This window comes from Streptomyces sp. NPDC029014, assembly GCF_055564695.1.
This window is the reverse complement of sequence record NZ_JBVHVT010000001.1, coordinates 245,103-269,017: the sequence shown is the minus strand read 5'-3', so window position 1 is coordinate 269,017 and position 23,915 is coordinate 245,103. Positions and strand designations below refer to the sequence as shown.

Genomic DNA, 23,915 nt, shown 5'->3' with positions numbered 1-23,915 from the left:
GGGTCAGGGCGCAGGGGCCGGGGCCGGTCGGAGGAGGTCGGGTCCGTCGTTGCGGACGCTGTTGACCGCGGTGGAGACCGGGCGGACCTCCAGCCGGCCGTCCGCCGGGGTGTGGAGCAGGGCGCGCAGTGCGTCGACGTCCTGATGGGCGGGGTCCAGCCAGGCCTCGTAGTCGCCGGGGTCCAGCGCGAGCGGCATGCGGGGGTGGATCCGGCCGGCGGCGTCGACGGCCTCGGTGGTGATGATCGTGGCGGTGACGAGCCAGGCGTCCGGGTCGTCCCCGTCGGCGACGGCCGGGTCCCGCCAGAACTCGTACAGTCCGGCCATGGCCATCACCGAGGCGTCCTCGGGGGTGATGAAATACGGCTGCTTGTACGCCTTCGCGGCGGCGGTGGCGGGCACGGCCTGCCATTCGTAGAAGCCGTCGGCGGGCAGCAGGCAGCGGCGGCGGGTGAAGGCGCGGCGGTAGGCCGGCTTCTCGTGGACCGTCTCCATCCGGGCGTTGATCATCCGGGCGCCGCCGGACGCGTCCTTCGCCCAGGAGGGGACCAGGCCCCAGCGCAGGGGGCGCAGCCGGCGCACCGGAGTGTCGCTGTCGTCGCTGCCGCGGGCGGCGTCGCGGTCGGGGCCGTGGTCGGGGCCGTGGTCGCGGTCGGGGCGTTCGAGGACGGCCCAGACCGGGTCGGTGGGGGCGACGTTCCAGCTGGGCGCGAGCGTCTCCCGGGGGTCCCAGGCGGCCTCGAACAGGCCGGCGAGGTCCTCGGGGGCGCGGGATGAGGCGTAGCGTCCGCACATGGCATCCACTGTGCCACCTCGGCCCCTACGGCCGCCGCGGGCCGACTCCGGGCCCGCCCGACACCGTCCGTCCGGGGGCCGGTGCCGTGGCGTCCGGCGCCGCGGGCGCGGGGAACAAGGAGGGGTACGTGCCCGCAGCCGCCGGGGCGACCGCCCGGGCCGCTCACCGCAGGCGGCCGCCGACTCCAGCGTAGGCCGAGGTGTGGTGTCGTGGACAGCGGAGCCGTCTGCCCGGCCCTGCGGGCGGCTTTTCTCCCCGCCCCGCCCGTTCCCGAAACCGGGGCTCCGCCCCGGACCCTTCCGCCTCACACGCCGGCGGGGCTGGAATGCGCTGCTCCGCCCCGAACCCCGATCCGGGCGCTCAACCACCCCACGGGCCGGATCGTGCCGCTGCCCGGCCATTCCGGCGCCCCGAATCCAGCCCCGCCGGCGTTCGAAGCGCGGGGGCCGGGGCGGAGCCCCGAAACTCCGACGCCGCCCATCCAGCCCCGCCGGCGCGAGGCGCGGGGGCCGGGGCGGAGTCCCGAAAAGCTTCGGCGCCGCCGTCAGGGGGTCAGGGCGCGGCCGCCGATGTCCGGGGCGCCCGCCAGCTGGGCCTGCCACCAGGTGTGGGCGGCGGGTCCGTCCATCTGCGCCCAGGCGGGGGTCCGCTCCACCTGGGCGCGCCCCAGCCGGCGGGCGAGGGCCACCAGATCCCGGCCCGCCGCCCCGCGGGAGGCGCCGTACGCGGACACCAGCCCGGCCCAGGACCCGGCGGCACGCCAGGCCGCCTCGAACGCGGAGGCGTCCTGGAGGGCCTTGGCGGCGCCGCTGGTGTTGTGGGGCCGCACCACGCTCGCCGCGTCCCCCGCGAGCAGCAGCCGCCCGGCGGTGATGCGGTCGGCGGCGAGGTCGTAGAGGGGCTGGACGTGGATGTCCGCGGGCTCGGTCAGCCCCAGGACCCGGGCCCAGTACGGCGGGAAATGCCGGTCCAGGACCTCGTGGAGGTGCGCGGTGAGCTGCTCCGTGACCCGGCCGGGCGGGAAGCTGGTGGGGTCGTCGTACGGGAGGCGGCCGGCTTGCGGGGGCGTGGCGTACAGGACCCAGTTGACGCGGAGCCCGTCCGGGCCGGGGATGCGGTAGACGACGCAGCTGCCGCCGGGGAAGCACACGGTGGAGACCGCGTCGGAGGGCCAGGTGTCGGTGTCGGTGCCGGTCGCCGCGGGGAGGCGGGCCGCGTCCAGGTTGCCGCGCCAGCAGACGTACCCGGCGTACTGCGGCAGGTGGTCCGGGCAGACGGCCTCGCGCACCACCGACCGGTAGCCGTCGGCCCCGACCACCAGGTCGTACGGCTCGGCGGAGCCGTCCGCCAGCCGGACCTGGGCCTGCCCGCCGGCGGCATCGGGCGCGTCGGCGACGCCGGCGACGGCCGCGCCCTGCCGGTAGCGCACCGACGGCGGGGTGGCCTCGCGCAGCCCGCGCCACAGCAGGCCCCAGTGGTAGGAGTGGAACGGGAACGGCTGCTCCCAGAACACCCGCCCGGCCGGGCCGGCCGCGTCGTCGCGGACCAGCCACCGGCGGCGGGCCAGCGGGTGCGCGGCGATCCCGGCGGGCAGTGCGCCGGTCGCGGCCAGTTCGGCGGCCCGATCGTCGTGGACGCACAGCCCGACGCCGCGGTCCGCGAGGCGGCCCCGGGTGCGTTCTAGGACGACGACCTCGTCGGCGCCGGCGCGCACCGCCGCCGAGGCGAACGCGCAGCCCGCGATGCTCCCGCCGACCACCGCGACCCTGCCACCCCGCATGGCTGCTCCCTCCGCGCCCGGCTCGGATACCGACCGGTCCGCCACCCTAGGCGAGAGGGCCGGGGTGGCGGTCGGTTTTCGGCCGTTCGGGCGGCTGTGGAGCCGCCCGGCCGGCGCCTCAGCCGGTCAGGGCGGCGGAGACGACCGCCTTGGCCTCCTGCTGGACGCGGGCGAGGTGGTCGGCGCCGAGGAAGGACTCGGCGTAGATCTTGTAGACGTCCTCGGTGCCGGAGGGGCGGGCCGCGAACCAGGCGTGCTCGGTCGCCACCTTGATGCCGCCGATGGCTGCGCCGTTGCCGGGCGCGTGCGTGAGGACGGCGGTGACCGGCTCCCCCGCCAGGGTGTCGGCCGTGACCTGCTCGGGCGACAGGCGGCCGAGGACGGCCTTCTGCTGCCGGTCGGCGGGGGCGTCGATACGGGCGTACGCGGGCTCGCCGAAGCGCTCGGTGAGGTGGGCGTACCGCTGGCTGGGGGTCTGCCCGGTGACGGCCAGCATCTCCGAGGCGAGGAGGGCGAGGATGATGCCGTCCTTGTCGGTGGTCCACACGGACCCGTCGCGGCGCAGGAAGGACGCCCCGGCGGATTCCTCGCCGCCGAAACCGAGGGTGCCGGCGGACAGTCCGTCGACGAACCACTTGAAGCCGACGGGCACTTCCACGAGTTCGCGGCCCAGGTCGGCGGCGACCCGGTCGATCATCCCGGAGGAGACGAGCGTCTTGCCGACGGCGGCCCGCTGCGGCCACTGCTCGCGGTGCCGGTAGAGGTAGTCGATGGCGGTGGCCAGGTAGTGGTTGGGGTTCATCAGGCCGCCGTCGGGGGTGACGATGCCGTGCCGGTCGGCGTCGGCGTCGTTGCCGGTGGCGATCTGGAACCGGTCCCGGCCCTCGATCAGGGAGGCCATCGCGTACGGGGAGGAGCAGTCCATGCGGATCTTGCCGTCCCAGTCCAGCGTCATGAACCGCCAGGTGGGGTCGGTGTGCGGGTTGACGACGGTGAGGTCGAGGCGGTGTTCCTCGGCGATGCGCTGCCAGTACGCGACGGAGGCGCCGCCGAGCGGGTCGGCGCCGATGCGGACGCCCGCGGCGCGTACGGCGTCCAGGTCGAGGACGGAGGGCAGGTCGCGCACGTAGGCGCCGAGGTAGTCGTACGTGCCGGTGGTCGCCGCGGCGCGGGCGCGGGTGTACGGCAGCCGGCGGACCTCCTTGAGGCCGCCGGTGATGATCTCGTTGGCGCGGTCCTGGATCCAGCCGGTGGCGTCGGAGCCGGCGGGACCGCCGGACGGCGGGTTGTACTTGAACCCGCCGTCCGCGGGCGGGTTGTGCGAGGGGGTGACGACGACGCCGTCGGCCAGGCCCGAGGTGCGGCCCCGGTTGTGGGTGAGGATGGCGTGCGAGACGGCCGGGGTGGGCGTATAGCCGTCGGCGCTGTCGACGAGGACGGTGACCCCGTTGGCGGCGAACACCTCCAGGGCCGTCACCCGGGCGGGTTCGGACAGGGCGTGGGTGTCCGCGCCGAGGAACAGCGGCCCGTCGACGCCCTGCTGCGCCCGGTACTCGCAGATGGCCTGGCCGGTCGCGGCGATGTGGTCCTCGTTGAACGCGGTGGCGAGGGAGGAGCCGCGGTGACCGGACGTGCCGAAGGCGACGCGCTGGGCGGGGTCCGCCGGGTCGGGGTGCAGGGCGTAGTACGCGGTGACGAGCCGGGCGACATCGATCAGGTCGTCCGGGCCCGCCTGCTGCCCTGCTCGTTCGTTCGGCATGTGCCGGCTCCTCCGTACTGGTCCAAAGAGAACAACACCGGCCATTGTGTCGTCCCCGGAAGGTGCCCGCACAGGCGGCCCCCGGCCGTGTTCCCGCCCCGCGGCGCCCCACCGACGCGCCGCCTCCTCCGTTCCGCGCGCGGTCCGGGCCCGGTGACCGCGGGTCAGCGGCCGGGGCTCAGCGCCGCGAGCTCGCGGTGCAGGACGGCCAGGCGGGCCTCGACGGCGGCGGCCGCGGCGTGCTCGTGCACCGTCAGTTCCCGCAGGGCGTCGCGGACTTCGCCGACCGGTGCCGCGTCCAGCCAGGGGGCGACGGTGCGCCGGCAGACGGTGCTGTCCTGGTGCTCACCGAGGGCGTCGTGGAGCGCGCCGAGGACGCGCAGCGGGCTCCGGAGCAGCCCCGGGTAGGCGCGGGCCACGCTGCGGCCGGTGTCGAGCACGGGTTTGGCGGCCTTGCGCACCTCGTGCAGCTCGTCCGCCCTGACCTCGGGGTCCGCGACGGCCGCGGCGGTGGCGAAGTCCTCGACCAACGACGGCCAGGCCGCGCAGAACCACTCGCCGAGGCCCCCGGCGGCGCCCTGCGGGACCGGGGCGTCGGCCCGGGCGTCGAGTGCGGCGACGAGGGACCGGTAGCGGGGCCCGTCGAGCACGGCGAGCAGGTCGCGGCGGGCCGGGCCGCGCGACTCCTCCAGGCGCAGCAGCGTCCAGCGGGCGGGGCGGCCGGCCATGGGGGCGTGGGCCGCGATGCGGTGGGCCGTCTCGTCGAAGTGTCGGACGCGGCCGAGCTGTTCGCCCAGCCAGGTGAACTCCTCCGCCAGGCCGCCGGGCTGCGCCTCGGGTGCGGTGCCGGCGGGCGTCCCGGTGGCCGGCGCCGCGGTCGGCGCCGCCGGTGTTTCGGGTTGTTCGACGGTGTGCCAGACGCTGCGCAGCCGGCGGGAGGCGGTCCGCATCACCTTCACCGCCCCCGGCCGGTCCCGGCGCACGAGCGGTTCGCGCGAGACGAGCCTGTCCCGTTCCCGCTGTACGTACGCGCCGACGGCCGCCGCGGCCTCCACCCTCATCGGTGTTCCCTCCCCCAGGTGGCGTGCGCGCCGGCCGGCCGGTCCGGGCCGGAGCCGCCCATGGTGGGCACGGTCTACCCGAGGCGCACCGTGGCCAAAACCGGGCGGGGGCGGTGCCCCCGATCGGGTCACGGCGGTGACGCCCGGGTGACGGTGACGGCGGCCGCGTTGACGGCGGCCGCGGCCACGGCGGGCGTTCCGCGGGGGCCGGGGTCGGGGGGCCTGAGCCGACCGGTGGGGCAACGGGTGACGGCCGGTCCGGAGCCCCGGCGCGGGGGTCCGGACCGGCCGTCACCGGTCACGTCCGTTACTCGATGACGAGCTCGACCGGGATGTTGCCGCGGGTCGCCTTGGAGTAGGGGCAGACCTCGTGGGCCTGCTTGACCAGCATGGCGCCGGTCTCGCCGGCGAGGGCCTCGGGGAGCTCGACGCGGAGGGTGACGGCGAGGCCGAACCCGTTGCCGTCCTTGCCGATGGAGGTCTCGGCGGTGACGGACACCTCGCCGGTGTCGACCTTCGCCTGGCGGCCGACCAGGCCGAGGGCGCTGGCGAAGCAGGCCGCGTAGCCCGCGGCGAAGAGCTGCTCGGGGTTGGTGCCCTGGCCGTTGCCGCCGAGCGCCGGGGGCATGGCGAGCGCGAGGTCGATCTGACCGTCGGAGCTGACCGTGCGGCCCTCGCGGCCGTTGGCGGTGGCGACAGCGGTGTACAGCGCGTCCATCGGGGTTCCTCTCGCGGTGGTGGTTCCGGTGTGCCGGGCGGTGACCGCCCCGACGTCCATAACTAGAGCACACAATTAAGTTGTGCACAACTCAATGACTCGCTCGTCACGCCCGGGTACACTGGCCGGCATGAGCGAGCTGCCCACCGAAACCCTCCGCGACGAGGACTTCCTCCGCCTGGACGGGCAGATCTGCTTCGCCCTGAACGCGGCGAGCCGGGCCTTCGGGGGCGTCTACCGGGTGATCCTCAAGGACCTCGGCCTGACCTATCCCCAGTACCTGGTGATGCTGGTGCTCTGGGAGGGGGGCACCACGCCCGTCAAGGAGCTCGGCAACCGCCTGCGGCTGGACTCGGGAACCCTCTCCCCCCTGCTCAAGCGGCTGGAGGCCGCCGGCCTCATCAGCCGCGAGCGCAGCACGGAGGACGAGCGCTCCGTCCGCGCCGTCCTGACCGAGGCCGGTACGCAGCTGCGCGCCCGCGCGGTGGAGGTGCCGCGCCGCATCGCCGCCGCCACCGGGTTCGACCTCGCCGAGATGCGGGAACTCCAGATCCGTCTGCACCGCCTCACCACGGCGCTGGACGCGGCCGCCCTGGAGTTGTGACCGCAGCCGCGGCGCCGCCGGCGCGGGCGGTGCGGGGAACCTGAGCGAAACCGCTTCCCGGTGCGCCCGGCGGCTCCTACCCTCGGAAGCGGAGGGGGGCCGCCATGGAGGAGATCGTCACCGTCGCGGCAACGTCACTGCTGCAGGCCATGGCAACGGACGCCTGGCAGCAGGCCCGCGCGGGGGTCGTCGCGCTGTGGAGGCGCGCCCGGCCCGGGCCGCAGCACCCGGCGGACCACCGCGAGGACGGCACGCGCACGGAACGCGAACCGGACGCCGAACTGGACGCCGAACTGGACGCCGAACTGGTCGTGCTGCGCTCGCGGTTGGCCGCGGCGCGGGACTCGGGTGACACGACGGCCGAGGAGGCGCTGGCCGCCGACTGGCGCGAGCGGTTCCGCGAGCTGCTGCTGCGCCATCCCGAACTGGTCGAACCGATCCGGCAGTTGATCGAGGAGCTCCGCCCTGCCCCGACCGGGGCGGCAGCCCCCGGCACCCCGCGCGACCCCGGCGACCCGGGCGGCGGTGCCACCGTGACCACGTACGTCCAGGGCCACGGCACCGTGTACCTGGCCGCCCGGGACATGACCATCAACGGCCGATGACCGCGGAGGACGACGGGCCCCCGCCGCCACCCGGGCAGTCGCCCCCACCCGAGCAGTCGCCCCCGCCGCCCGGGCCGGACGGCGGGAGCCCCGTCCTGCACACCGAGGTCCGCGACAGCGGCACCGCGTACATCGCGGGCCGCGACGTCGTCCTCACCGTCGAGGACGGCCCGCACGTCCACCAGGCCGTCCTGCCCCTCCGACCGCGCGCGGCCGGGCACACCCTGCCCGTGGGCACCGTGGCCTTCGCCCCGGACGGCCAGACCCTCGTCACGGGAGGCTGGGACAACACCGTGCGGGTCTGGGAGACCGACCCGGCGCGCCTGCTGCCCCGCCTGTGCACGGCCACGGCCGGCCCGCGCGACCGCGACCTGTGGCGGCGACACCTGCCCAACGCGCCCTACGCGCCGGGCTGCCGGGCGTAGATTCGCGTCATGGTGCACGTACTGGGCAGCAGGGTCCTGCTGCGTCCCACCGATCCCGAGCGCTCGCGCGCCTTCTACGGCGACGTCCTGGGGCTGGCCGTCTACCGCGAGTTCGGCACCGGCCCGGAGCGCGGCACGGTCTACTTCCTCGGCGGCGGCTTCCTGGAGCTGTCCGGCCGATCCGACACCCCGCCCGGGCCCGAGATCCGGCTGTGGCTCCAGGTCGCCGACGTGCAGGCGGCGTACGAGGAGCTGCGGAAGCGGGGGGCCGAGGTGCTGCGGCCGCCGCTGCGGGAGCCGTGGGGGCTGATCGAGATGTGGCTCGCGGATCCGGACGGGGTGCGCATCGCCGTGGTGGAGGTGCCGGCGGACCATCCGCTGCGGTTCCGCCCCTGAGCGCAGCCGGGGTACCGGGAGTGCCCAAAGTTGCCGGAGTTGCCGGAGTTGCGGGAGGCGGGGAGTTGCCGGCGCGGTCGAGCGCGCGGGCGCGCACGGTCCGCATCGGACCCCGCGCCCGGGAACTCCGGTGCGCTCCGCCGATGGGGTGAACGGGTCCGCCACCTACAGGAGGGACATCCGGCCGATCCCGTAGACGGGGCGTCAACCGCCCCGGGCGGCGCGGGCCCGCCAGGACTGCGGTCGGCGCGGGCGCGTAACAGGTCCGGGGTGGCCGTGGAGGCCTTTTGTAAAGATCCACGCAGTGTGCTGGATTGATCACCGACAGTGCTCCCCCGGCTGCGCGGAAGGATCCCCATGCGCACGGTTCGCGAATCAGTCCTGGACGTCCTACGGGCCCGTGGCATCACCACGGTCTTCGGCAACCCCGGTTCGACGGAGCTGCCGATGCTCAAGCAGTTCCCGGACGACTTCCGGTACGTGCTCGGCCTCCAGGAGGCCGTCGTCGTCGGGATGGCCGACGGGTTCGCGCTCGCCTCGGGCACCACCGCCCTGGCCAACCTGCACACCGGGCCCGGCACCGGCAACGCGATGGGCGCCGTCCTCAACGCCCGTGCGAACCGCACCCCGATGGTCGTCACCGCCGGACAGCAGCACCGGGCGATGCTCACCGCGGAGGCCCTGCTCACCAACGCACAGCCGACCCTGCTCCCGCAGCCGGCCGTCAAGTGGGCGTACGAGCCGCCGCGCCCCGCGGACGTCGCCCCCGCCCTCGCCCGCGCCGTGCAGCTCGCCGAAACCCCACCGCACGGGCCGGTGTTCCTGTCCCTGCCCATGGACGACTTCGACGCGGAGCTCACCGAGCAGGAGGACCGGGCCGCCCGCGCGGCCGCCGCCCGCCGGATCACGCATGCCGCCGCCCCCGACCCGGCCGCGGTCGCCGCCCTCGCGGAGCGGATCTCCCGCGCCCGCTCCGCGGTCCTCGTCGTCGGCGACGACGTCGACGCCTCCGGCGCCTGGGACGCCGTGGTCGCGCTCGCCGAGCGCACCGCGCTGCCCGTCTGGGCGGCCCCGATCTCCGCACGGGTCTCCTTCCCCCGCAACCACCCGCAGTTCCGCGGTGAGCTGACCGCGGCGATCGGGCCGCTGGGCCGGCAGCTGGCGGGGCACGACCTGGTCGTCGTCATCGGCGCGCAGGTGTTCCGCTACTACCCGTACGTCCCCGGCGACCACCTGCCGGAGGGCACCGAGCTGGTGCTGCTGACGCGGGACGCCGAGGAGGCCGCCAAGGCCCCGGTCGGGGACGCGGTCGTCGCGGACCTCGCTCTCGCCGCGCGGGCGCTCGCGGACCGGCTCCCGGCCGCCGGGTCCGCGTCCCCGGCGGCGACACCCCACGAGCAGGCGCCCTCCACCGGGGCGGAGACCGAGGCCGGCGACGGGGTCCTGACCCCGCTGGCCGCCCTGCGGGCGATCGCCCAGGGCGCCCCGGAGAACACCCTCTGGGTCAACGAATCGCCGTCCAACGTCCCCCAGTTCCACGAGGCGACCCGGATCTCCACCCCCGGCTCCTACCTGTTCTCCGCCGGCGGCGGGCTCGGCTTCGGGGCCGCCGCAGCCGTCGGAGCCCAACTCGGCGCCCCCGGCCGGCCCGTGGTGTGCGTCATCGGCGACGGCTCGGTCCACTACGCCGTCCAGGCCCTGTGGACCGCCGCCGCCTACCGGGTGCCCGTCACCTTCGTCGTCCTCAGCAACGCCCGCTACGCGATCCTCCAGTGGTTCGCGCAGCTCGAACACGCCCAGGGCGCGCCCGGACTCGACATCCCCGGCATCGACATCACGGCCGTCGCCACCGGCTACGGGGTGCGTGCCCACCGGGCCCAGGGCGCGGGCGAACTCACCAAGCTCGTACGGGACTCGGCGGCCCAGCAGGACGGGCCGGTCCTCATCGACGTGCCCGTCACCACCGAGTTCCCCTCTCTCTGAGCCCGTCAACGGCCACCCGCCCCGACCAACGGAAGGCCCGCATGTCACCCGAGACCCCCCTCCTGTCCCGTCTGCGCACGCTCCTGCCCGAGCATGCGGACGTCCTGCACACCGATCCCGAGACCCTCTCGGCGCACGCCCGCGACGCGGCCCCGTTCTCCGAGGCGGGCCTGCCCGCCACCGTCGCGTTCCCGCGGACCGCCGAGCAGGTCCAGCACATCCTGCGGACCTCGTACGAGCTGGGCGTCCCCGTCGTCCCGCAGGGCGCCCGGACGGGCCTCGCGGGCGCCGCGAACGCGGTGGACGGCTGCGTCGTGCTGAACACGGGCCGGATGGACCGCATCCTGCAGATCGACCCGGCCAACCGGCTGGTGCGCTGCGAGCCGGGCGTCGTCACCAAGCGGCTGAACGACGCCGTCGCCGAGCACGGGCTCAGCTACCCGCCCGACCCGGCGTCCTGGGAGCACTGCACCATCGGCGGGAACATCGCCACCGGGGCCGGGGGCATCTGCTGCGTGAAGTACGGGGTCACCGCGGACTACGTGCTCGGCCTGGACCTGGTCCTGCCCGACGGGCGGCGGATGCGCACCGGCCGGGACACGGTCAAGGGGGTCGCCGGCTACGACCTGACCCGCCTCCTCGTCGGCTCCGAGGGCACGCTCGCCGTCATCGTCGGCGCCACCCTGGCGCTGCGGCCCGTACGGCCGCCGGCGCTGTCCCTGCTCGCCCAGTTCCCGAGCCTGGTGCAGGCCGGGGAGGCGGTCTCCGCGATCACCGCCGCCGGCCACGTGCCGTCGGCCCTCGAACTCCTCGACCGGGCCACCTCGCAGGCGGTGGCCGACCACGGGCACCCGCTGCTGGAGGCCGGCGCCGCCGCCACGCTGATCGTCGAGAGCGACAGCGCGGACCCGGTCCGCGAGCTCACCGCGATGACGCTGCTGTGCAAGGGGGCGGGGGCGCAGAACGTGGTCACCTCGGCCACCGCCGAGGAGTCCCGGCGGATCATCGAGGCCCGGCGGCTGGTCAGTCCGGCCCTGGGGGCGTTCGCCGCGACGCTGGGCGGCAGGCCGACCGCGTTCATCGAGGACGTGGCCGTGCCGCGCTCCGAACTGGCCAAGTTCATGGGCACCATCGAGGAGATCGCGGCCAACCACCGGCTGCGGATCTTCACGCTCGGGCACGCCGGCGACGGCAACCTGCACCCCACGGTCGTGTTCGACGAGTCGGACGCCGACGAGTTCCGCCGCGCCCAGACCGCGTACGACGACATCATGGCCGCCGGTCTGGCGCTCGGCGGCACCAGCACCGGCGAGCACGGCATCGGCACCCTCAAGCGGGAGTGGCTCACCCGCGAGCTCGACCCGGTCAGCCTGGAGCTGCAGCGCGGCCTCAAGCGCCTCTTCGACCCGAAGAACCTGCTCAACCCCGGCAAGGTCGTGGAGGCATGACCGAGGACTCCCCCGCGGCCGGCGCCGCCGCCACCACCGCCGGCACCACGACTGCCGGCACCACGACCGCCGCCACCGCGTCCGCCGCGCCCGCCGCCCGCACCGCCTCCACGCCCGCGCGCGCCGTGCCGCGGCCCGCCCGGGCCGGGCGGGCCGAAACCGTCCGGTTCGCGGCGACGCACACCCTGCCCGCCTTCATCCGGGGGGCCTTCCACGTCCGGCCCAAGGTGGTCTCGGCGTACGCGGCCCTCGGCCAGCAGGGCTGGTCGGCGGCGACGCTGCGGGCCATGCGCGCCCGGCACGGCGGAGCCCCGGTCGAGGTGCGCGGACTGTCCGGGACGCTGCTGGTCCTGCTCGACCAGGCCGACGTCCGGCAGTTCTACGACATGCCGGTGCGCACCCTGGCCATGGACGCCCCCGACAAGTACCGGGGGCTGTCGCTGCTGGAGCCCACCGGGGTGATCTGCTCCCACGGCGACACCCGCGAGGACCGCCGCCGGATCAACGACGAGGTGCTCGCCGCGGACCGGCCCGTGCACCCGTCCTGCCGGGAGTTCCAGACCCTGGTCGACGAGGAGGCCACCGCCCTGACCTGCGGTGTGGAGCTGGACTTCGCACGGCTTCGCCGCACGACGGCCCGGCTCGGCCGCCGCATGGTCCTCGGCGACGCGGCGGCCGGCGACGAGGAACTCGCCCGCTGGCTGCTGGCCATCCGCGAGGAGGCCAACTGGATGCGGATGCGCAAGGGCCGGGCCGCGGCGGCCGAGGCGCTGTACGCGAAGGCCGCCGCCCGCGTCGAGGAGTACGCCGCCCGGGCCGAGCCGTACACCCTCGCCGCGCTCGCCCGCCGGCACCCGTCGGCGGCCGGCCCCGACGCCGCTGCGCTGGACCCCGTGGGGCAGGCCCACCACTGGCTGCTCGCCCTCGACACCGTCGGCCCGACCGTGGCCCGGACCCTGCTGCTGCTCTCCGCGCACCCGGCCGAACAGGACGCCGTCCGGGCCGAGGTCGACGCCGGGGACCCGGAACTGCCCCGGCTGCGGGCCTGCGTACGGGAGACGCTGCGGCTGTACCCGCTCGTGCCGGACCTGGTTCGGGTCACCCGCGCCGAGACCGAGTGGCGCGGGCAGCGCTATCCCGCGGGAACGGCCGTGCTGGTGCCCGCCCTGTTCCACCAGCGGGACCCCGAACACGTCGCGGCCGCACACCAGTTCGCGCCCGCCCGGTGGCTGCGCGCCGGCGCGGCGGACGAGACCGGGATGGCGCCGTTCAGCCACGGCGGCGGGCGCTGCCCGGGCGAGCACCTGGGGCTGCTGACGTCGACGGCACTGATCGCGGCGGTGCTGCGGGACCACCGGGTCACCGGCGGCCGCCCCGTGCTGGACCCCTCCCTGGCACTGCCGGGCCTGCTCGGCGCGGCCGGCATCCGGCTCGCCCTCACCGCCCGCTGAGCCCGCGCGGCGCGCCACCCCCCTTCCACCCCCATGCCCCGGAGACCACCCGCATGACCGATGCCACGACCGCCGTCACCGGGCACGAACCGGACGTCGACTCCCTGCACCACATGTGCCGCCTGCTCGCCGAGGCCGCCGAAGGCGTGGGGGAGGCGTCCCGGTACGCGTCCGAACTCGCCCTCGGCACCCGGCTGCCGCGGGCCGTCCGCGGCGCCGCCGCCCGGCGCACCCTGCTGCGGACGATCACCGACCCGAAGGGCCTGGGCTGGGCCCCGCGCGGCCGCGGCCTGGCCGGACTGGGGCGGCTCGTCGGCGTGTTCACCAGCCGGGAGAGCCTCGCGGTGACCCTGGCCGTGACGGGTCTGAAGGCCCGCATCCGGGCCGCCGCCGTCCACCACCCCGAGCTCCTGGGGGACCCCGACACCGCCCGCGTCCTCAGAGCCGTCGCGGAGGACCGTCAGCGCGAGGCGGTCCGGGTGTTCCGTGCCATCCTCGGCCGCAAGGGCGCCGAGCGGACCTTCGCGCTGCTCGCCCCGGCCTTCGCCGACGTCCTCGCGTGGAACGCCCTCACCGACGAGAACCCGCTGAACGACGCGGCCGGGTGGGAGGTCGCCACCGGCCGCACCCTCACCGGCGCCGAGCCGGTCCTCGGGATCGGCGCCCGGATCTGGGCGTTCCTCGACCGCGGCCCCGGCCGCGCCGAACCCTTCGTCCCCCCGGCCGGGTTCACCGAGCGGCTGGACACCGGCGGCACCATCGCCGGGTACGTGCGGAACATCGACGCGGTGGGCACCGACGGCACCCTGCTGGTCCAGCGGGCCGTCGGACCCGACGGCGTCCAGCGGTACGTCGTCCAGCTCGCCGGCATGTCGGGGCTGAGCGGGGACAGCCCGCAGGACCTGCTGGGCGCCGTCCACGCGGTGGCGCGGCCCGCCACGCCGTACTCCCGGGCCGTGTGCAAGGCGCTGCGCGCGGCCGTCCCCTCCGGCTCGGAGATCGCCCTCGTCGGGCACAGCCTGGGCGGGATCACCGCGATGAACCTGGCCGCCGACCGGGACTTCTGCGGGGTGTACCGGGTCACCCACGTCGTGGCGATCGGCTCCCCCGTCGACGGCAAGCGGCCCGCCGACCCGCGGACCCGGGTGTGCTCGCTGGTGAACGAGCACGACGTCGTACCCAGCCTGGAGGGCCGCTCCTCGGTGTCCCCGTACCGGCTGCCGGAGCAGTTCACCGAGTTCACCTGGACCGACGACACGCACGCCTTCCCGCTGTGCCACGCCGCCGAGCGGTACGCGCACAACCTGGAGCACGACGTGCCCGGGGCGCGGGCGCACGTGGACGCCGAACTCGCCCCCTACCGGGGCCGGGTGACCGCGACCCGCCTCTTCCGCCTCTACGACCGCTGACCGCCCACCTCCGACCGCTGACCGCCGACCCGCTGAGGACCACCACCACATGAGCGACACCGCCTCCACCGAACAGTCCGGGCCGGGCCGGGGGAAGACCGCGCCTGCCCCGGACGGCCCCGGTACCGCCGGCTCCAGCTCCCGCTCCGGCTCCGGCTCCGGCTCCACGGGGGTGCCCGGGCAGGCGGGCGCGGGCCGCCCGGCGGCCCCCGGCTACGGCCCGCCCGGCCTCCTCGAACGCCTCGGGTCGGCCGCCTTCGCCCGCATCAACCGCACCCGCGCCTGGCACGAACTCCCGCAACCCCTCGCGCTGCTGAACCTGCGGGTGCTCCGCGACGACCTGCGCCGCCAGAACCTGCACGACACGTACGGCGCCGGGGGCGAGCGCCGTCGCCGCCCCACCGTCGAACCCGCGCCGTTCCGCTCGTACGACGGCTCGGGCTACGACCCGTACGACGAGGACATGGGCCGGGTCGGCACCCGGCTCGACCGCAACGCCCCGCTCCACCTGGTGTTCCCGGAGGGCGAGGAGGGGCTGATGTCGCCGAGCCCGCGGGAGATCAGCAGGCAGCTGCTGGCCCGCCGGGGCTTCGTGCCGGCGCCCACGCTGAACCTGTTGGCCGCCGCCTGGATCCAGTTCGAGAACCACGGCTGGGCCAACCACGGCGACAACGAGGAGGCCGAGCCCTTCACCGTCCCGCTCGCCGAGGACGACGACTGGGCCGAACACGGCGGCGGCTGCCCGATGCGGATCAACCGCACCCGCCCCGACCCGGTCGCCCACACCGCCGCGGAGGCCCCGCCGACGTACGAGAACACGGTCACGCACTGGTGGGACGGGTCGCAGGTCTACGGCTCGGACGAGGCCCGCTGCCGCTCGCTGCGGACCGGCGAGCACGGCAAGCTGATCCTCGAGGACGGCCGGCTGCCCACCGACCCGCGCCCGGGCAGGGAGTGCCTCGACCGGACCGGCATGAACAGCGACTACTGGACGGGCCTGTCGCTGCTGCACACGCTGTTCGCGAAGGAGCACAACTCCGTCTGCGACTTCCTGCGCTCGCACTATCCGACGTGGGACGACGAGCGGCTCTTCCACACCGCCCGACTGGTCAACACCGCCCTCATGGCGAAGATCCACACGGTGGAGTGGACACCCGGCATCCTCGACACGCCGGTCCTCAAGCGAGCGATGGACGCCAACTGGTACGGGGTCCTGCCGCGCTGGGTCCGCCGTACGTACGGGCGGGTCGGCCGGGGCGAGATGCTCAGCGGCATCCTCGGCTCGCAGACGGACCACCACGCGGCGCCGTTCTCCATGACGGAGGAGTTCGTCTCCGCGTACCGGCTGCACCCGCTGATCCCGGACGAGCTGGTGGTCCGCGACCACCGCCGGGGCGCCGTCCGCGCCACCATCGGCTTCGACGAGATGCAGGGCCGCACCACCCGCACCGCGATCGACACGTACGGCATGAGCGACCTGTTCGCCTCGTTCGGCACCGCCCACCCCGGCGCCCTGGTCCTCCACAACCACCCGGACGCGCTGCGCAACCTGGCCCGGCTCACCGGCGAGCACATCGACCTCGGGACCGTCGACATCCTCCGGGACCGGGAGCGCGGCATCCCCCGCTACAACGCCTACCGGCAGATGCTGCGCAAGCGGCCCGTCACCTCCTTCGAGGAGCTGACGGGCGGCCACCCGAACGACACGCCACTGCTGGAGGAGCTGTACGAGGGGCGGCTCGACCGTGTCGACACCCTCGTCGGCAACCTCGCCGAACCGCGCCCGGCCGGGTTCGGTTTCAGCGACTCCCTGTTCCGGATCTTCATCCTGATGGCGAGCCGGCGGCTCAAGAGCGACCGCTTCTTCACCACCGACTACCGGCCGGAGGTGTACACCGCGGAGGGCCTGGAGTGGGTCGACCGCAACACCATGGTCACGGTGCTGCTGCGGCACCACCCCGAACTGGCCCCCGCCCTGGACGGCGTCACCAACGCCTTCGCCCCCTGGAGGACCCTGTGACCGGGATTCCCGCACCGCGGCCGGAGTCGCTGCCGCGCCTGCCGGCCGCGGAGGGGCTGCGCGCCCACTCCGCCGCCCTGCTCGAGCACGCGCGACGGCTGCGGGCCGGGGCCGCCGCACTCGACTGGAAGGGGCCGCAGGCGGAGGCCTTCCGGTGGCGCATCGAGGACCTCGCCGACCGGTGCACGGCGGCGGCGGGCGGCCTGGCACGCTCCGCGGACCAGTTGGACGCCGCCGCCCGCGCCCGGCGCTGAGGGCGCCGGGGAGTGTCGGCGCCCCGGTGCTGGGGGAACGGACGATCAAGAGGGGCGGCCCGGCTCCGTCGGCACGGTCCACTCCTTGCCCGCCCAGTCGTCCAGGGTCGCCAGGTGCGGGCGGGCTGCGCGCAGGGCGGGCACGTCGGCGAGGAAGCCCGTGGTGCCGAACCACTCGAACATGACGGCCATTTCCTCGCTGTACGCCCGTACCTCCTCGACGGGCTGGGAGCGGAACCGCACCGGGCGGCCGGCGGCGCGGGCGAAGGCCTCCGCCATCTGCGGGCCGGTCAACCGGTCGCCGGCGATCTCCAGGGTGCGGCCCAGGTACTCGGCGGGGGCGTCGAAGGCGTCGGCGGCGATCTCGCCGATGTCGTCGGGGTGGATCAGCTGGAGCGCGGTGTGCGGGGCGAGCGCCAGCGTCAGGACGAGTTCGCCGCCGGCCCACCGGGGGCCCATGTCCGTGAAGTTGGTGAGGAAGAAGGCGGGTCGGAGCACGGTGGCCGGCAGGCCGAGCTCCGCGACGTGCTGCTCGATCAGGCCCTTGCTCCGGAAGTGCGGCACGTCGCCGGGGCGGCCGGCGCCGTCGACGGAGGTGTAGACGAAGTGGGCGACGCCGGTCCGGGCGGCGGCGTCCGCGACCGCCTTGCCCCGGCGGACCTCGGTCTCGAAGCCTTCGGGCCCGGGCGCGGGCATCGGCTGGACGCTGAAGACGCCGTGCACGCCCCGCATGGCCGCTTCGAGGGAGGCGGGATCGTCGAGGTTCCCGGCGACCGGGGTCGCCCCCAGGGTCCGCAGGGCGCGCGCCGCGGGGAGGCCGGGATCGCGGACCAGGGCGTGCACCTGCCGGCCGCGGGCGACGAGGGCACGGACGGTGGCGCCGCCCTGGCGGCCCGTTGCTCCGGTGACGAGGACGGTGCGGTGGTCCGACATGGCACGACTCCTTGGCGGTGCGGGGTTTGCGAGGCTCGCGGACTTGCGGGCTCGCGGGCTCGGGGGCTGCCGTCGCGGCCGCCCCCGTGTGATCGAAAGCCTGCTCCCTCAAGGGCGGTTGAGGTCCAGTCCCTGTGACCGTGATCACCGTCCGGGCCGGCGCTGCGCGCCGTAAGGGTTTCGTCATCCGGCGGTCCGTCCGCGCGCCGTGTGCAGCGTGTGACGATGGACCTCCTGGGCGGAACGATCACGAAGGGTGAGGGAGCGGCAGTGGGCAAGGGGATGCGGCGCGGACGGGTGTGGGGCGCGGTGCTGGTGGTGGGCGCGCTTCTGGCGGGGGCCGGGCTGTACTGGTTCGAGCCGTGGAAGCTCTGGCAGGACGACCGGGTGAGCGAGGCACTGCCGGCGGCCCCCGCGGCCCCGGCGGCCGGCGGCGCGGCCGGCACCCCGGCCGTCGGCGCGGGACCGCAGGTCCTCGCCCAGGGCACGCTGATCAGCCACGAGCACACCACCACGGGCACGGTGAAGGTGCTGCGCCTCGCCGACGGGTCCCTGAACCTGCGGCTGGAGAACCTCGACACGAGCAACGGCCCGGACCTGCGCGTGTGGTTGACCGACGCCCCGGTGAAGGAGGGCGTGGCCGGCTGGCGGGTCTTCGACGACGGCAGGTACGTCAGCCTCGGCAAGCTGAAGGGCAACAAGGGCGACCAGAACTACGCGATCCCCGCGGACGTCGACCCGGCCGACTACAGCAGCGTCACCATCTGGTGCGACCGCTTCGACGTCTCCTTCGGGGCGGCGCCCCTCGTCAGGAGCTCGTAGCCTTGGTGCATGGCGGAAGCCTAATCCGACAGCGGGCCGGACAGCAGCCGTGAAAAGGGTGACGTCTCCGGGCGAACCCCTTCGGACGCCGGAGCCGTCCAGCTCCCCGCCTGGACCAAGGCCCTCGGCTGGTGCGGTGTCGCCGGGCTGATCTACCTGCTGATCTGTGCCGTGAGCATCATCAGCCGCGGCTTTGTGGGGCTGGGCGGCGACGCTGCGCACACCATGTTCGCCTTCGCAGCGAACCCGTGGGTCGGGCTGGCCGTCGGCGTTCTCGGTACGGTCCTGATCCAGTCGTCGACCACGACGACGGCGATCGCCGTCACCGCCGTGGGGTCGGGTGCGTTGCCCATCCAGGGCGCGATCCCCATCATCCTGGTCGCGAACGTCGGCAATCTTCTTCCCGATCGAGCTGGTCTGGCATCCGCTGGAACGCATCAGCGGGACGTTGACCGATGCGCTGTACGGCACGGACTGGCTGCCGAACCCGGCCCGCTTCAACTTCGTCCGGGCGGCCACCAGGCCGGTGGAACGCGGAGTGATCCACGCGACCTCGCACGTCAGCAGCACGCTCGGTCCGCTGTTCACCATCGTGATCGGCGCCGTGCTGATCCTGGTCGCCGTCCGCTACCTGGGGAAGCTGCTGCTCGAACTGCTCATGGTCGGCAGGGCCCGCGACGTCCTGATCAAGGCCGTCGGGCGCAACGCCTACCTCGCCATGGCGTCCGGCATGGGGGTGACCGTCGTCACCCAGTCCTCGACGATCACCACGTCCGTGCTGGTCCCCTTCGCCGGAGCGGGCATCCTGACACCGGCGCAGGTGTGTCCCGTCGTCGTCGGCTCCAACCTCGGTACGACGTTCACGGTGGTCTTCGCGGCGTTCGCCGGTGTCGGGCAGGACGCGAAGATCGGCCTGCAGGCGGCCTTCGTGCATCTGATCTACAACCTCTTCGCGATCGTCGTGATCTACGTGATTCCGCTCCTGCGCCCCGTGCCGCGGTTCTGCGCCGAGAACCTCGCCCGCGTCGCCTCCGGGCACCGGTGGGTCCTGGCCGTGTATTTCGGCACCGTCTTCATCGCACTGCCCGCCCTGGTCATCGTGCTGGTGGGCGTGCTCTGAACGCCGGGATCCGCGAGGCCCTGCACTGCGCTCCTGCGCCGTACGGGGCCCCGCCACACGGCGAACGCGCAGCACTAGGTCAGCGCGGAGGCCTTGAAGACCGCGCGGGCCGTCTCGCGGTCGATCAGGCTGCAGAACTGGCGCAGCGGGACCAGGCCTTCGCCCAGGGTGCCGCTGGACACGCTCGTGCCGATGTCCTCCCCGACCCGGTACCACAGGGGCGGGTCGTCGGCGAAGACCTGCGGGTCGAGCTCGACGCTGCCGCCGTCCGTGTCCGTCAGGACGAGCCGCTGGGCGACGCAGTCGTGCCAGGCGACCGTCGCGAGCCGGTCGGTACGGACCCGCCGGCGCCGGATCAGCCCCCGGGTGGTCAGCAGGCCGGGCGTGGCGCTGACCCGGGTCGGCCACAGGACCACGAGCAGCAGCAGGCCGAGCCAGATCCACACCACCGCGCGCCGCCAGCCGCTGTCGCCGGCCACCACGTCGGCCGTCAGCAGCACCGCCGGCAGCAGTACCGCGAAGGCGAGCGCTGCCCGTACCTCCCCGCCCCAGGCACGGTTGCGGAGCGCAGCCGGTTCAGACATGGGACCCTCCTCACTTCCTTTACGCGTCAATTAATTTCACACCCCACGCAACGAGGCGGGGAAGGGCCGGTATGCCGTCCGGCGGCGTCCTGGCGGGGAAAGGCCAAAGACTGACGCGTTTCTTACCGACCGGTTTGGCGGGCGTCAGGGCCGTGTATGAACACGGCCCGTCCGCGTCAAGGTCCCGTCAGGGGGAGGCCCGCACGGTACGCGGACGGGCATAGCTTCGATGCGCGCCCCGGCGGCCGGGGCGCATCCCTACCGTTCCACCACGCGCCCCGGGGAGGGCCCCATGTGTCTGTTCCGGTACGAAGACGATCCCGAGCCCGAAGAACGGGTCCCGGCCGGGCTGCTGTACGTGCCCGTCCGGCCGGGGAACTGCACGGAAGCGGTGATCCGGCTGTTCCGCACTCCGCTGGGCACGCGCACGGCCGTCGGGTTCACCGGCCCGGCCCGACTGACCGCCGTCCTCGGCGCCGGCCACCCGTACATCCGGCTGTCGGAGGCCGCGTTGCGCCGGATGTGCGAGCCGCTCGGCGCACACCTGGTCACGGTCGACCCGGCCCTCTCGGCCCCGCCGGTCACCCCGGTACCGGTCCGGGTTCCCGACGGGCCCCGGGATCCCGGTGTGGGGCCCGATCCGGGCCGGCGCCCGGGCCCGCTGCCCGTCCGGACCCTCTGAGCGGGGGCGGGACCATGACCACGGCCGTGCTGTCCGACCTCGCCGAGGGGGCGGCCGAACTGTCCGTGTGGCCCGCGTCCACGACCCGCCTCCCGCACGGCGGCCTGGCCGTCGGCGGGGTGTCGCTGGCGGAGGTCGCCGACCGGTTCGACACCCCGGTCTACGTGCTGGACGAGGGGGAGGTGCGGGCCCGCTGCCGGACGTACCGCGACGCGTTCCCGGACGCCGAGGTGCTGTACGCGGCCAAGGCGTTCCTGTCGCGGGCCATGGTGCACTGGGTCGCCGAGGAGGGCCTCGGACTCGACGTGTGCTCGGCGGGAGAGCTCGAACTCGCCGTCACCGCCGGGTTCCCGGCTGACCGCATCGTGCTGCACGGCAACGCCAAGTCGCCGCGCGACATCGAGACGGCGCTGCGCCTCGGGGTGGGGCGGATCGTCATCGACGGCCCGTCGGAGATCGCGCGGCTGGCCGCCGCCGTGGGCCCGGGCGGCCACCAGAAGGTGATGGTCCGGGTCGTGCCCGGCATCTCGGCGGGCGCCCACGAGAAGATCCGTACGGGGACGGACGGGCAGAAGTTCGGGCTGTCCCTCACCGACGGCTCCGCACAGCACGCCGTCCTGCGGATCCTGGGCCGGCCGCAGCTGGAACTGACCGGCCTGCACTGCCACATCGGGTCGCAGATCACCGATGTCAAACCGTACGTGTCCGCGCTGCGCCGGATGGTGGGTCTGATGGCCCGTATCCGCGACGCGCACGGCGTCGTCCTGCCCGAGCTGGACATGGGCGGTGGTCACGGCATCGCCTACCGGCCCGGGGAGGCCGCGCTCGACCTCACGGCGCTCGCCCGGCGGCTGCGCGCCGAGCTGACCGCGAGCTGTGCGGCGGCCGGGCTGCCCGTACCGCGGCTCGCCGTCGAGCCCGGCCGGGCGGTGGTCGGGCCGGCGGGGGTGGCGGTGTACCGGGTCCTCGCGGTGAAGCGCACCGGGGGCCGGCTGTTCGTGGCGGTGGACGGCGGGATGAGCGACAATCCCCGGCCTGCCCTGTACGGGGTGCGCTACGCGCCCCGGCTGATCGGCCGCCACACGGGCGCCGAGCCGTGCACGGCGACCGTCGTCGGCCGGCACTGCGAGGCGGGCGACGTCCTCGCGGCGGGGGTGGAGCTGCCCGGCGACGTCCGCGCCGGCGACCTGCTCGCCGTACCGGTGGCGGGGGCGTACCAGCTGTCCATGGCTTCGGGCTACAACCTGGTCGGGCGGCCGCCGCTGGTCGCCGTCGACGGCGGTACGGCCAGGCTGCTGATACGCCGTGAGACGTTGGACGACCTGCGCAGCAGGGAGGTGGGCGACTAGGACACCGCCCGCCCGGGCCGCCGGCCGCCGCTGACGGGCGGTCGGCGGCCCGGGGGGCGGCGGCCCGGGGGGCGGCGGCCCGGGGGGCGGCGGCCCGGGGGGCGGCGGCGCGGCTAGTCGCCCAGCTCCAGGATCCGGCCCGTCTCCACGCCCTCGATGCAGCGGACGTACGCCTGGGACACCTCCGCCAGGTCGACCGGAGCGAAGCCGGGGAAGTAGCCGGCGTAGACGTCGAGGGACTCGGTGACGACGGTGGGGCTGACGGCGTTGACGCGCTGCGGGGCGATCTCCGCCGCCGCGGCGCGGACGAACGCCTCGACGGCGCCGTTGGCCATGGAGGCGGCCGAGCCCGTCATGATGGGGCTGCGCGCCAGGACTCCGGTGATCAGGGTGAACGAGCCGCGCGGCGCGATCCGGCCGGTGCCCTGGCGGACCAGCTCCAGCTGGCTCTGGACCTTGCCGCGGAAGGCCGCGGTCCAGTCGTCCGGGGTCATGTCGGCGACGGGCTTGAACGGGACCGAGCCGGCGGCGCACGCCACCGCGTCGAGCTGCCCGCCCGCGCCGGCGGCCTCGTACAGGGCGGTGATCTGCGCCGGGTCGGTGACGTCGAAGCGGAGGTCGCCGCTGGAGCGTCCGGCGGTGACCACCTCGTGGCCGCGGGCGGTGAGGGTCTGGTGCACTGCGGTGCCGAGCTTGCCGCCCGCACCGATGAGGAGGATTCGCATGGCCCCGACGCTAGGCGAACGGGCCGTGACCAGGGAAATACCTTCCGTGCGGCATTTATGCTTGCCGGTTGTGAATGTGGAACTGAGGCATCTGCGGACCCTGGCGGCGATCGGCGACGAGGGCACCATCACGGGCGCCGCGGCCGTCCTGCACATCAGCCAGCCGGCCGTGTCCCGCACCCTCGACCAGCTGGAACAGCGCCTGGGCACCCGTCTGGTCGAGCGCACCACGCGCAGCCTCGCCCTCACCCCGGCGGGCCGGCGGCTGTGGGAGCACGCCCACCGCATCCTCACGCAGCTCGACGACGCCCTCGCCGAGGCCGTGGCCGGCCCGGAGCCGCGGCCGCTGCGCATCGGCTTCGGCTGGGCCGCCCTCGGCGCGCACACCGTGGCCCTGCTGCGCGACTGGCGCCGCGACCACCCGCAGGCGCCGGTCCAGGTGCACCGGCTGCCCGACCCGGTCGCGGCCCTGCGCCGGGGCGACATCGACGCCGCGTTCGTCCGCATCCTGCCCGAGGGGGACGAGGCCGGCGGGCTGTCCGCGCTGGCGCTGTACAGCGAGCCGCGCGTGGCGGCGCTGTGCGAGGACGATCCCCTATCCGGCCGCGACCGGGTCGCCCTGGCCGACCTCGTCGACCGTACCGTGGTCCTGTGTGCTACGGCCGCCACGACCAGCACCGCACTGTGGCCGGAGGGCCGCCGGCCCGAGGCCACCCTGGAGGTCGCCAACGTCGACGAGTGGCTGACCGCCATCGCGACGGGCGAGGCCGTCGGCGTCACCGCCGAGGCCACCCGGCACAGCCACCCGTTCCCCGGCGTCCGCTTCCTGCCGCTCACCGGGATCGGCCCGGTGACGGTGCACTTCCTCGCGCCGACGGTACCGACCCACCCGGCGACGGCCGCGTTCCGCCGCCACGCCCGGCGCGCGCTGTCCCCCGCGGCGCCCGCCGCGGACCCCTCGGCGTCCACGGCCGCGGCCTGATCGCGTACG

General features: G+C 75.0%; 23 protein-coding genes and 1 pseudogene. 16 read left to right on the top strand and 8 right to left on the bottom strand.

The window, feature by feature from the left end; translation table 11 throughout:
* Positions 1 to 3: 3 nt before the first annotated feature.
* The 5 genes from ACZ4VL_RS01415 to ACZ4VL_RS01395 all read right to left on the bottom strand — a co-directional run bounded on the left by ACZ4VL_RS01415 (position 4) and on the right by ACZ4VL_RS01395 (position 6,114).
* Positions 4 to 795: an SOS response-associated peptidase gene (locus tag ACZ4VL_RS01415; protein WP_468194161.1), complete on the bottom strand. Its 792-nt coding sequence runs from the start codon at positions 793 to 795 to the stop codon at positions 4 to 6.
* A gap of 545 nt (positions 796 to 1,340) precedes the next feature.
* On the bottom strand, positions 1,341 to 2,576 hold the full coding sequence (locus ACZ4VL_RS01410) for an FAD-dependent monooxygenase (protein ID WP_468194159.1): 1,236 nt from the start codon (positions 2,574 to 2,576) through the stop codon (positions 1,341 to 1,343).
* Positions 2,577 to 2,694: 118 nt separating this feature from the next.
* Complete coding sequence (gene pgm / locus ACZ4VL_RS01405; protein WP_468194156.1) at positions 2,695 to 4,335, bottom strand: phosphoglucomutase (alpha-D-glucose-1,6-bisphosphate-dependent); 1,641 nt, start codon at positions 4,333 to 4,335, stop codon at positions 2,695 to 2,697.
* Positions 4,336 to 4,499: 164 nt separating this feature from the next.
* Complete coding sequence (locus ACZ4VL_RS01400) at positions 4,500 to 5,396, bottom strand: CHAD domain-containing protein (protein ID WP_468194153.1); 897 nt, start codon at positions 5,394 to 5,396, stop codon at positions 4,500 to 4,502.
* 307 nt (positions 5,397 to 5,703) lie between these two features.
* Complete coding sequence (locus tag ACZ4VL_RS01395; RefSeq protein ID WP_361087464.1) at positions 5,704 to 6,114, bottom strand: organic hydroperoxide resistance protein; 411 nt, start codon at positions 6,112 to 6,114, stop codon at positions 5,704 to 5,706.
* A 130-nt stretch (positions 6,115 to 6,244) separates the two neighbouring features.
* Here ACZ4VL_RS01395 and ACZ4VL_RS01390 point away from each other — a divergent pair, with 130 nt between their 5' ends.
* The 10 genes from ACZ4VL_RS01390 (at position 6,245) to ACZ4VL_RS01345 (ending at position 16,709) form a co-directional block, all read left to right on the top strand.
* Positions 6,245 to 6,718: a MarR family winged helix-turn-helix transcriptional regulator gene (locus ACZ4VL_RS01390; protein WP_468194149.1), complete on the top strand. Its 474-nt coding sequence runs from the start codon at positions 6,245 to 6,247 to the stop codon at positions 6,716 to 6,718.
* Between the two features lie 104 nt (positions 6,719 to 6,822).
* The gene (locus tag ACZ4VL_RS01385) at positions 6,823 to 7,323 is read left to right on the top strand and encodes a hypothetical protein (RefSeq protein WP_468194147.1); all 501 of its coding nucleotides are present in this window, start codon (positions 6,823 to 6,825) and stop codon (positions 7,321 to 7,323) included.
* A complete protein-coding gene (locus tag ACZ4VL_RS01380) occupies positions 7,320 to 7,748 on the top strand; it encodes a WD40 repeat domain-containing protein (protein ID WP_468194144.1) in 429 nt (142 codons plus the stop codon). Before ACZ4VL_RS01385 ends, ACZ4VL_RS01380 begins: the two co-directional genes overlap by 4 nt.
* 9 nt (positions 7,749 to 7,757) lie before the next feature.
* The gene (locus ACZ4VL_RS01375) at positions 7,758 to 8,144 is read left to right on the top strand and encodes a VOC family protein (protein WP_468194142.1); all 387 of its coding nucleotides are present in this window, start codon (positions 7,758 to 7,760) and stop codon (positions 8,142 to 8,144) included.
* A 357-nt stretch (positions 8,145 to 8,501) separates the two neighbouring features.
* Positions 8,502 to 10,127, top strand: coding sequence for a benzoylformate decarboxylase (gene mdlC, locus ACZ4VL_RS01370; RefSeq protein ID WP_468194139.1), 1,626 nt, complete (start codon positions 8,502 to 8,504; stop codon positions 10,125 to 10,127).
* A gap of 41 nt (positions 10,128 to 10,168) precedes the next feature.
* Positions 10,169 to 11,575, top strand: a complete 1,407-nt coding sequence (locus tag ACZ4VL_RS01365; protein WP_468194137.1) for an FAD-binding oxidoreductase — start codon at positions 10,169 to 10,171, stop codon at positions 11,573 to 11,575.
* On the top strand, positions 11,572 to 13,026 hold the full coding sequence (locus tag ACZ4VL_RS01360; RefSeq protein WP_468194134.1) for a cytochrome P450: 1,455 nt from the start codon (positions 11,572 to 11,574) through the stop codon (positions 13,024 to 13,026). Before ACZ4VL_RS01365 ends, ACZ4VL_RS01360 begins: the two co-directional genes overlap by 4 nt.
* Positions 13,027 to 13,079: 53 nt before the next feature.
* Entirely contained in the window at positions 13,080 to 14,435 is a 1,356-nt protein-coding gene (locus ACZ4VL_RS01355; RefSeq protein WP_468194132.1) for an alpha/beta hydrolase, read from the top strand.
* A gap of 49 nt (positions 14,436 to 14,484) precedes the next feature.
* Positions 14,485 to 16,455, top strand: coding sequence for a peroxidase family protein (locus ACZ4VL_RS01350; RefSeq protein WP_468194129.1), 1,971 nt, complete (start codon positions 14,485 to 14,487; stop codon positions 16,453 to 16,455).
* Positions 16,452 to 16,709: a hypothetical protein gene (locus ACZ4VL_RS01345; protein WP_468194126.1), complete on the top strand. Its 258-nt coding sequence runs from the start codon at positions 16,452 to 16,454 to the stop codon at positions 16,707 to 16,709. The genes ACZ4VL_RS01350 and ACZ4VL_RS01345 overlap by 4 nt, the downstream gene beginning before the upstream one ends.
* 45 nt (positions 16,710 to 16,754) lie before the next feature.
* Here ACZ4VL_RS01345 and ACZ4VL_RS01340 read toward each other — a convergent pair whose 3' ends face one another.
* Positions 16,755 to 17,642, bottom strand: coding sequence for an NmrA/HSCARG family protein (locus tag ACZ4VL_RS01340; RefSeq protein ID WP_468194124.1), 888 nt, complete (start codon positions 17,640 to 17,642; stop codon positions 16,755 to 16,757).
* A 282-nt stretch (positions 17,643 to 17,924) separates the two neighbouring features.
* Here ACZ4VL_RS01340 and ACZ4VL_RS01335 point away from each other — a divergent pair, with 282 nt between their 5' ends.
* The 3 genes and pseudogenes from ACZ4VL_RS01335 (at position 17,925) to ACZ4VL_RS01325 (ending at position 19,584) form a co-directional block, all read left to right on the top strand.
* Complete coding sequence (locus tag ACZ4VL_RS01335; protein WP_468194229.1) at positions 17,925 to 18,464, top strand: DM13 domain-containing protein; 540 nt, start codon at positions 17,925 to 17,927, stop codon at positions 18,462 to 18,464.
* Positions 18,465 to 18,635: 171 nt separating this feature from the next.
* A pseudogene (locus ACZ4VL_RS01330) lies at positions 18,636 to 18,800 on the top strand (thymidylate synthase); the annotation flags it as partial.
* Between the two features lie 112 nt (positions 18,801 to 18,912).
* The gene (locus ACZ4VL_RS01325; RefSeq protein WP_468194122.1) at positions 18,913 to 19,584 is read left to right on the top strand and encodes a Na/Pi symporter; all 672 of its coding nucleotides are present in this window, start codon (positions 18,913 to 18,915) and stop codon (positions 19,582 to 19,584) included.
* Positions 19,585 to 19,658: 74 nt separating this feature from the next.
* Here the strand turns inward: ACZ4VL_RS01325 and ACZ4VL_RS01320 are convergent, their stop codons facing one another.
* Entirely contained in the window at positions 19,659 to 20,168 is a 510-nt protein-coding gene (locus ACZ4VL_RS01320) for a hypothetical protein (RefSeq protein WP_468194119.1), read from the bottom strand.
* A gap of 292 nt (positions 20,169 to 20,460) precedes the next feature.
* On the opposite strand from ACZ4VL_RS01320, the gene ACZ4VL_RS01315 reads away from it, so the two are divergent.
* Positions 20,461 to 20,850: an SAV_915 family protein gene (locus ACZ4VL_RS01315; protein WP_468194117.1), complete on the top strand. Its 390-nt coding sequence runs from the start codon at positions 20,461 to 20,463 to the stop codon at positions 20,848 to 20,850.
* Positions 20,851 to 20,864: 14 nt separating this feature from the next.
* Positions 20,865 to 22,199 carry a diaminopimelate decarboxylase gene (gene lysA / locus ACZ4VL_RS01310; RefSeq protein ID WP_468194115.1) on the top strand — a complete coding sequence of 445 codons (1,335 nt, stop codon included), beginning with the start codon at positions 20,865 to 20,867 and terminating at the stop codon, positions 22,197 to 22,199.
* A 113-nt stretch (positions 22,200 to 22,312) separates the two neighbouring features.
* Here the strand turns inward: lysA and ACZ4VL_RS01305 are convergent, their stop codons facing one another.
* Positions 22,313 to 22,924 (bottom strand): short chain dehydrogenase, encoded by a 612-nt coding sequence (locus ACZ4VL_RS01305; RefSeq protein ID WP_404232499.1) that lies wholly within the window; start codon positions 22,922 to 22,924, stop codon positions 22,313 to 22,315.
* Between the two features lie 70 nt (positions 22,925 to 22,994).
* Between ACZ4VL_RS01305 and ACZ4VL_RS01300 the strand changes: the two genes are divergently transcribed.
* The gene (locus tag ACZ4VL_RS01300; protein ID WP_468194111.1) at positions 22,995 to 23,906 is read left to right on the top strand and encodes a LysR family transcriptional regulator; all 912 of its coding nucleotides are present in this window, start codon (positions 22,995 to 22,997) and stop codon (positions 23,904 to 23,906) included.
* Positions 23,907 to 23,915 lie beyond the last annotated feature (9 nt).

What these genes read in the sequence shown, in the direction of transcription:
- ACZ4VL_RS01350 (WP_468194129.1), top strand. Translation starts at nt 14,485, where the DNA reads ATGAGCGACACCGCCTCCACCGAACAGTCCGGGCCGGGCCGGGGGAAG.
- ACZ4VL_RS01335 (WP_468194229.1), top strand. Translation starts at nt 17,925, where the DNA reads ATGCGGCGCGGACGGGTGTGGGGCGCGGTGCTGGTGGTGGGCGCGCTT.
- ACZ4VL_RS01400 (WP_468194153.1), bottom strand. Translation starts at nt 5,396, where the DNA reads ATGAGGGTGGAGGCCGCGGCGGCCGTCGGCGCGTACGTACAGCGGGAA.
- ACZ4VL_RS01355 (WP_468194132.1), top strand. Translation starts at nt 13,080, where the DNA reads ATGACCGATGCCACGACCGCCGTCACCGGGCACGAACCGGACGTCGAC.
- lysA (WP_468194115.1), top strand. Translation starts at nt 20,865, where the DNA reads ATGACCACGGCCGTGCTGTCCGACCTCGCCGAGGGGGCGGCCGAACTG.
- ACZ4VL_RS01340 (WP_468194124.1), bottom strand. Translation starts at nt 17,642, where the DNA reads ATGTCGGACCACCGCACCGTCCTCGTCACCGGAGCAACGGGCCGCCAG.
- ACZ4VL_RS01390 (WP_468194149.1), top strand. Translation starts at nt 6,245, where the DNA reads ATGAGCGAGCTGCCCACCGAAACCCTCCGCGACGAGGACTTCCTCCGC.
- ACZ4VL_RS01375 (WP_468194142.1), top strand. Translation starts at nt 7,758, where the DNA reads ATGGTGCACGTACTGGGCAGCAGGGTCCTGCTGCGTCCCACCGATCCC.
- ACZ4VL_RS01395 (WP_361087464.1), bottom strand. Translation starts at nt 6,114, where the DNA reads ATGGACGCGCTGTACACCGCTGTCGCCACCGCCAACGGCCGCGAGGGC.
- ACZ4VL_RS01380 (WP_468194144.1), top strand. Translation starts at nt 7,320, where the DNA reads ATGACCGCGGAGGACGACGGGCCCCCGCCGCCACCCGGGCAGTCGCCC.
- ACZ4VL_RS01305 (WP_404232499.1), bottom strand. Translation starts at nt 22,924, where the DNA reads ATGCGAATCCTCCTCATCGGTGCGGGCGGCAAGCTCGGCACCGCAGTG.
- ACZ4VL_RS01385 (WP_468194147.1), top strand. Translation starts at nt 6,823, where the DNA reads ATGGAGGAGATCGTCACCGTCGCGGCAACGTCACTGCTGCAGGCCATG.
- pgm (WP_468194156.1), bottom strand. Translation starts at nt 4,335, where the DNA reads ATGCCGAACGAACGAGCAGGGCAGCAGGCGGGCCCGGACGACCTGATC.
- ACZ4VL_RS01315 (WP_468194117.1), top strand. Translation starts at nt 20,461, where the DNA reads ATGTGTCTGTTCCGGTACGAAGACGATCCCGAGCCCGAAGAACGGGTC.
- ACZ4VL_RS01320 (WP_468194119.1), bottom strand. Translation starts at nt 20,168, where the DNA reads ATGTCTGAACCGGCTGCGCTCCGCAACCGTGCCTGGGGCGGGGAGGTA.
- ACZ4VL_RS01415 (WP_468194161.1), bottom strand. Translation starts at nt 795, where the DNA reads ATGTGCGGACGCTACGCCTCATCCCGCGCCCCCGAGGACCTCGCCGGC.
- ACZ4VL_RS01410 (WP_468194159.1), bottom strand. Translation starts at nt 2,576, where the DNA reads ATGCGGGGTGGCAGGGTCGCGGTGGTCGGCGGGAGCATCGCGGGCTGC.
- mdlC (WP_468194139.1), top strand. Translation starts at nt 8,502, where the DNA reads ATGCGCACGGTTCGCGAATCAGTCCTGGACGTCCTACGGGCCCGTGGC.
- ACZ4VL_RS01360 (WP_468194134.1), top strand. Translation starts at nt 11,572, where the DNA reads ATGACCGAGGACTCCCCCGCGGCCGGCGCCGCCGCCACCACCGCCGGC.
- ACZ4VL_RS01365 (WP_468194137.1), top strand. Translation starts at nt 10,169, where the DNA reads ATGTCACCCGAGACCCCCCTCCTGTCCCGTCTGCGCACGCTCCTGCCC.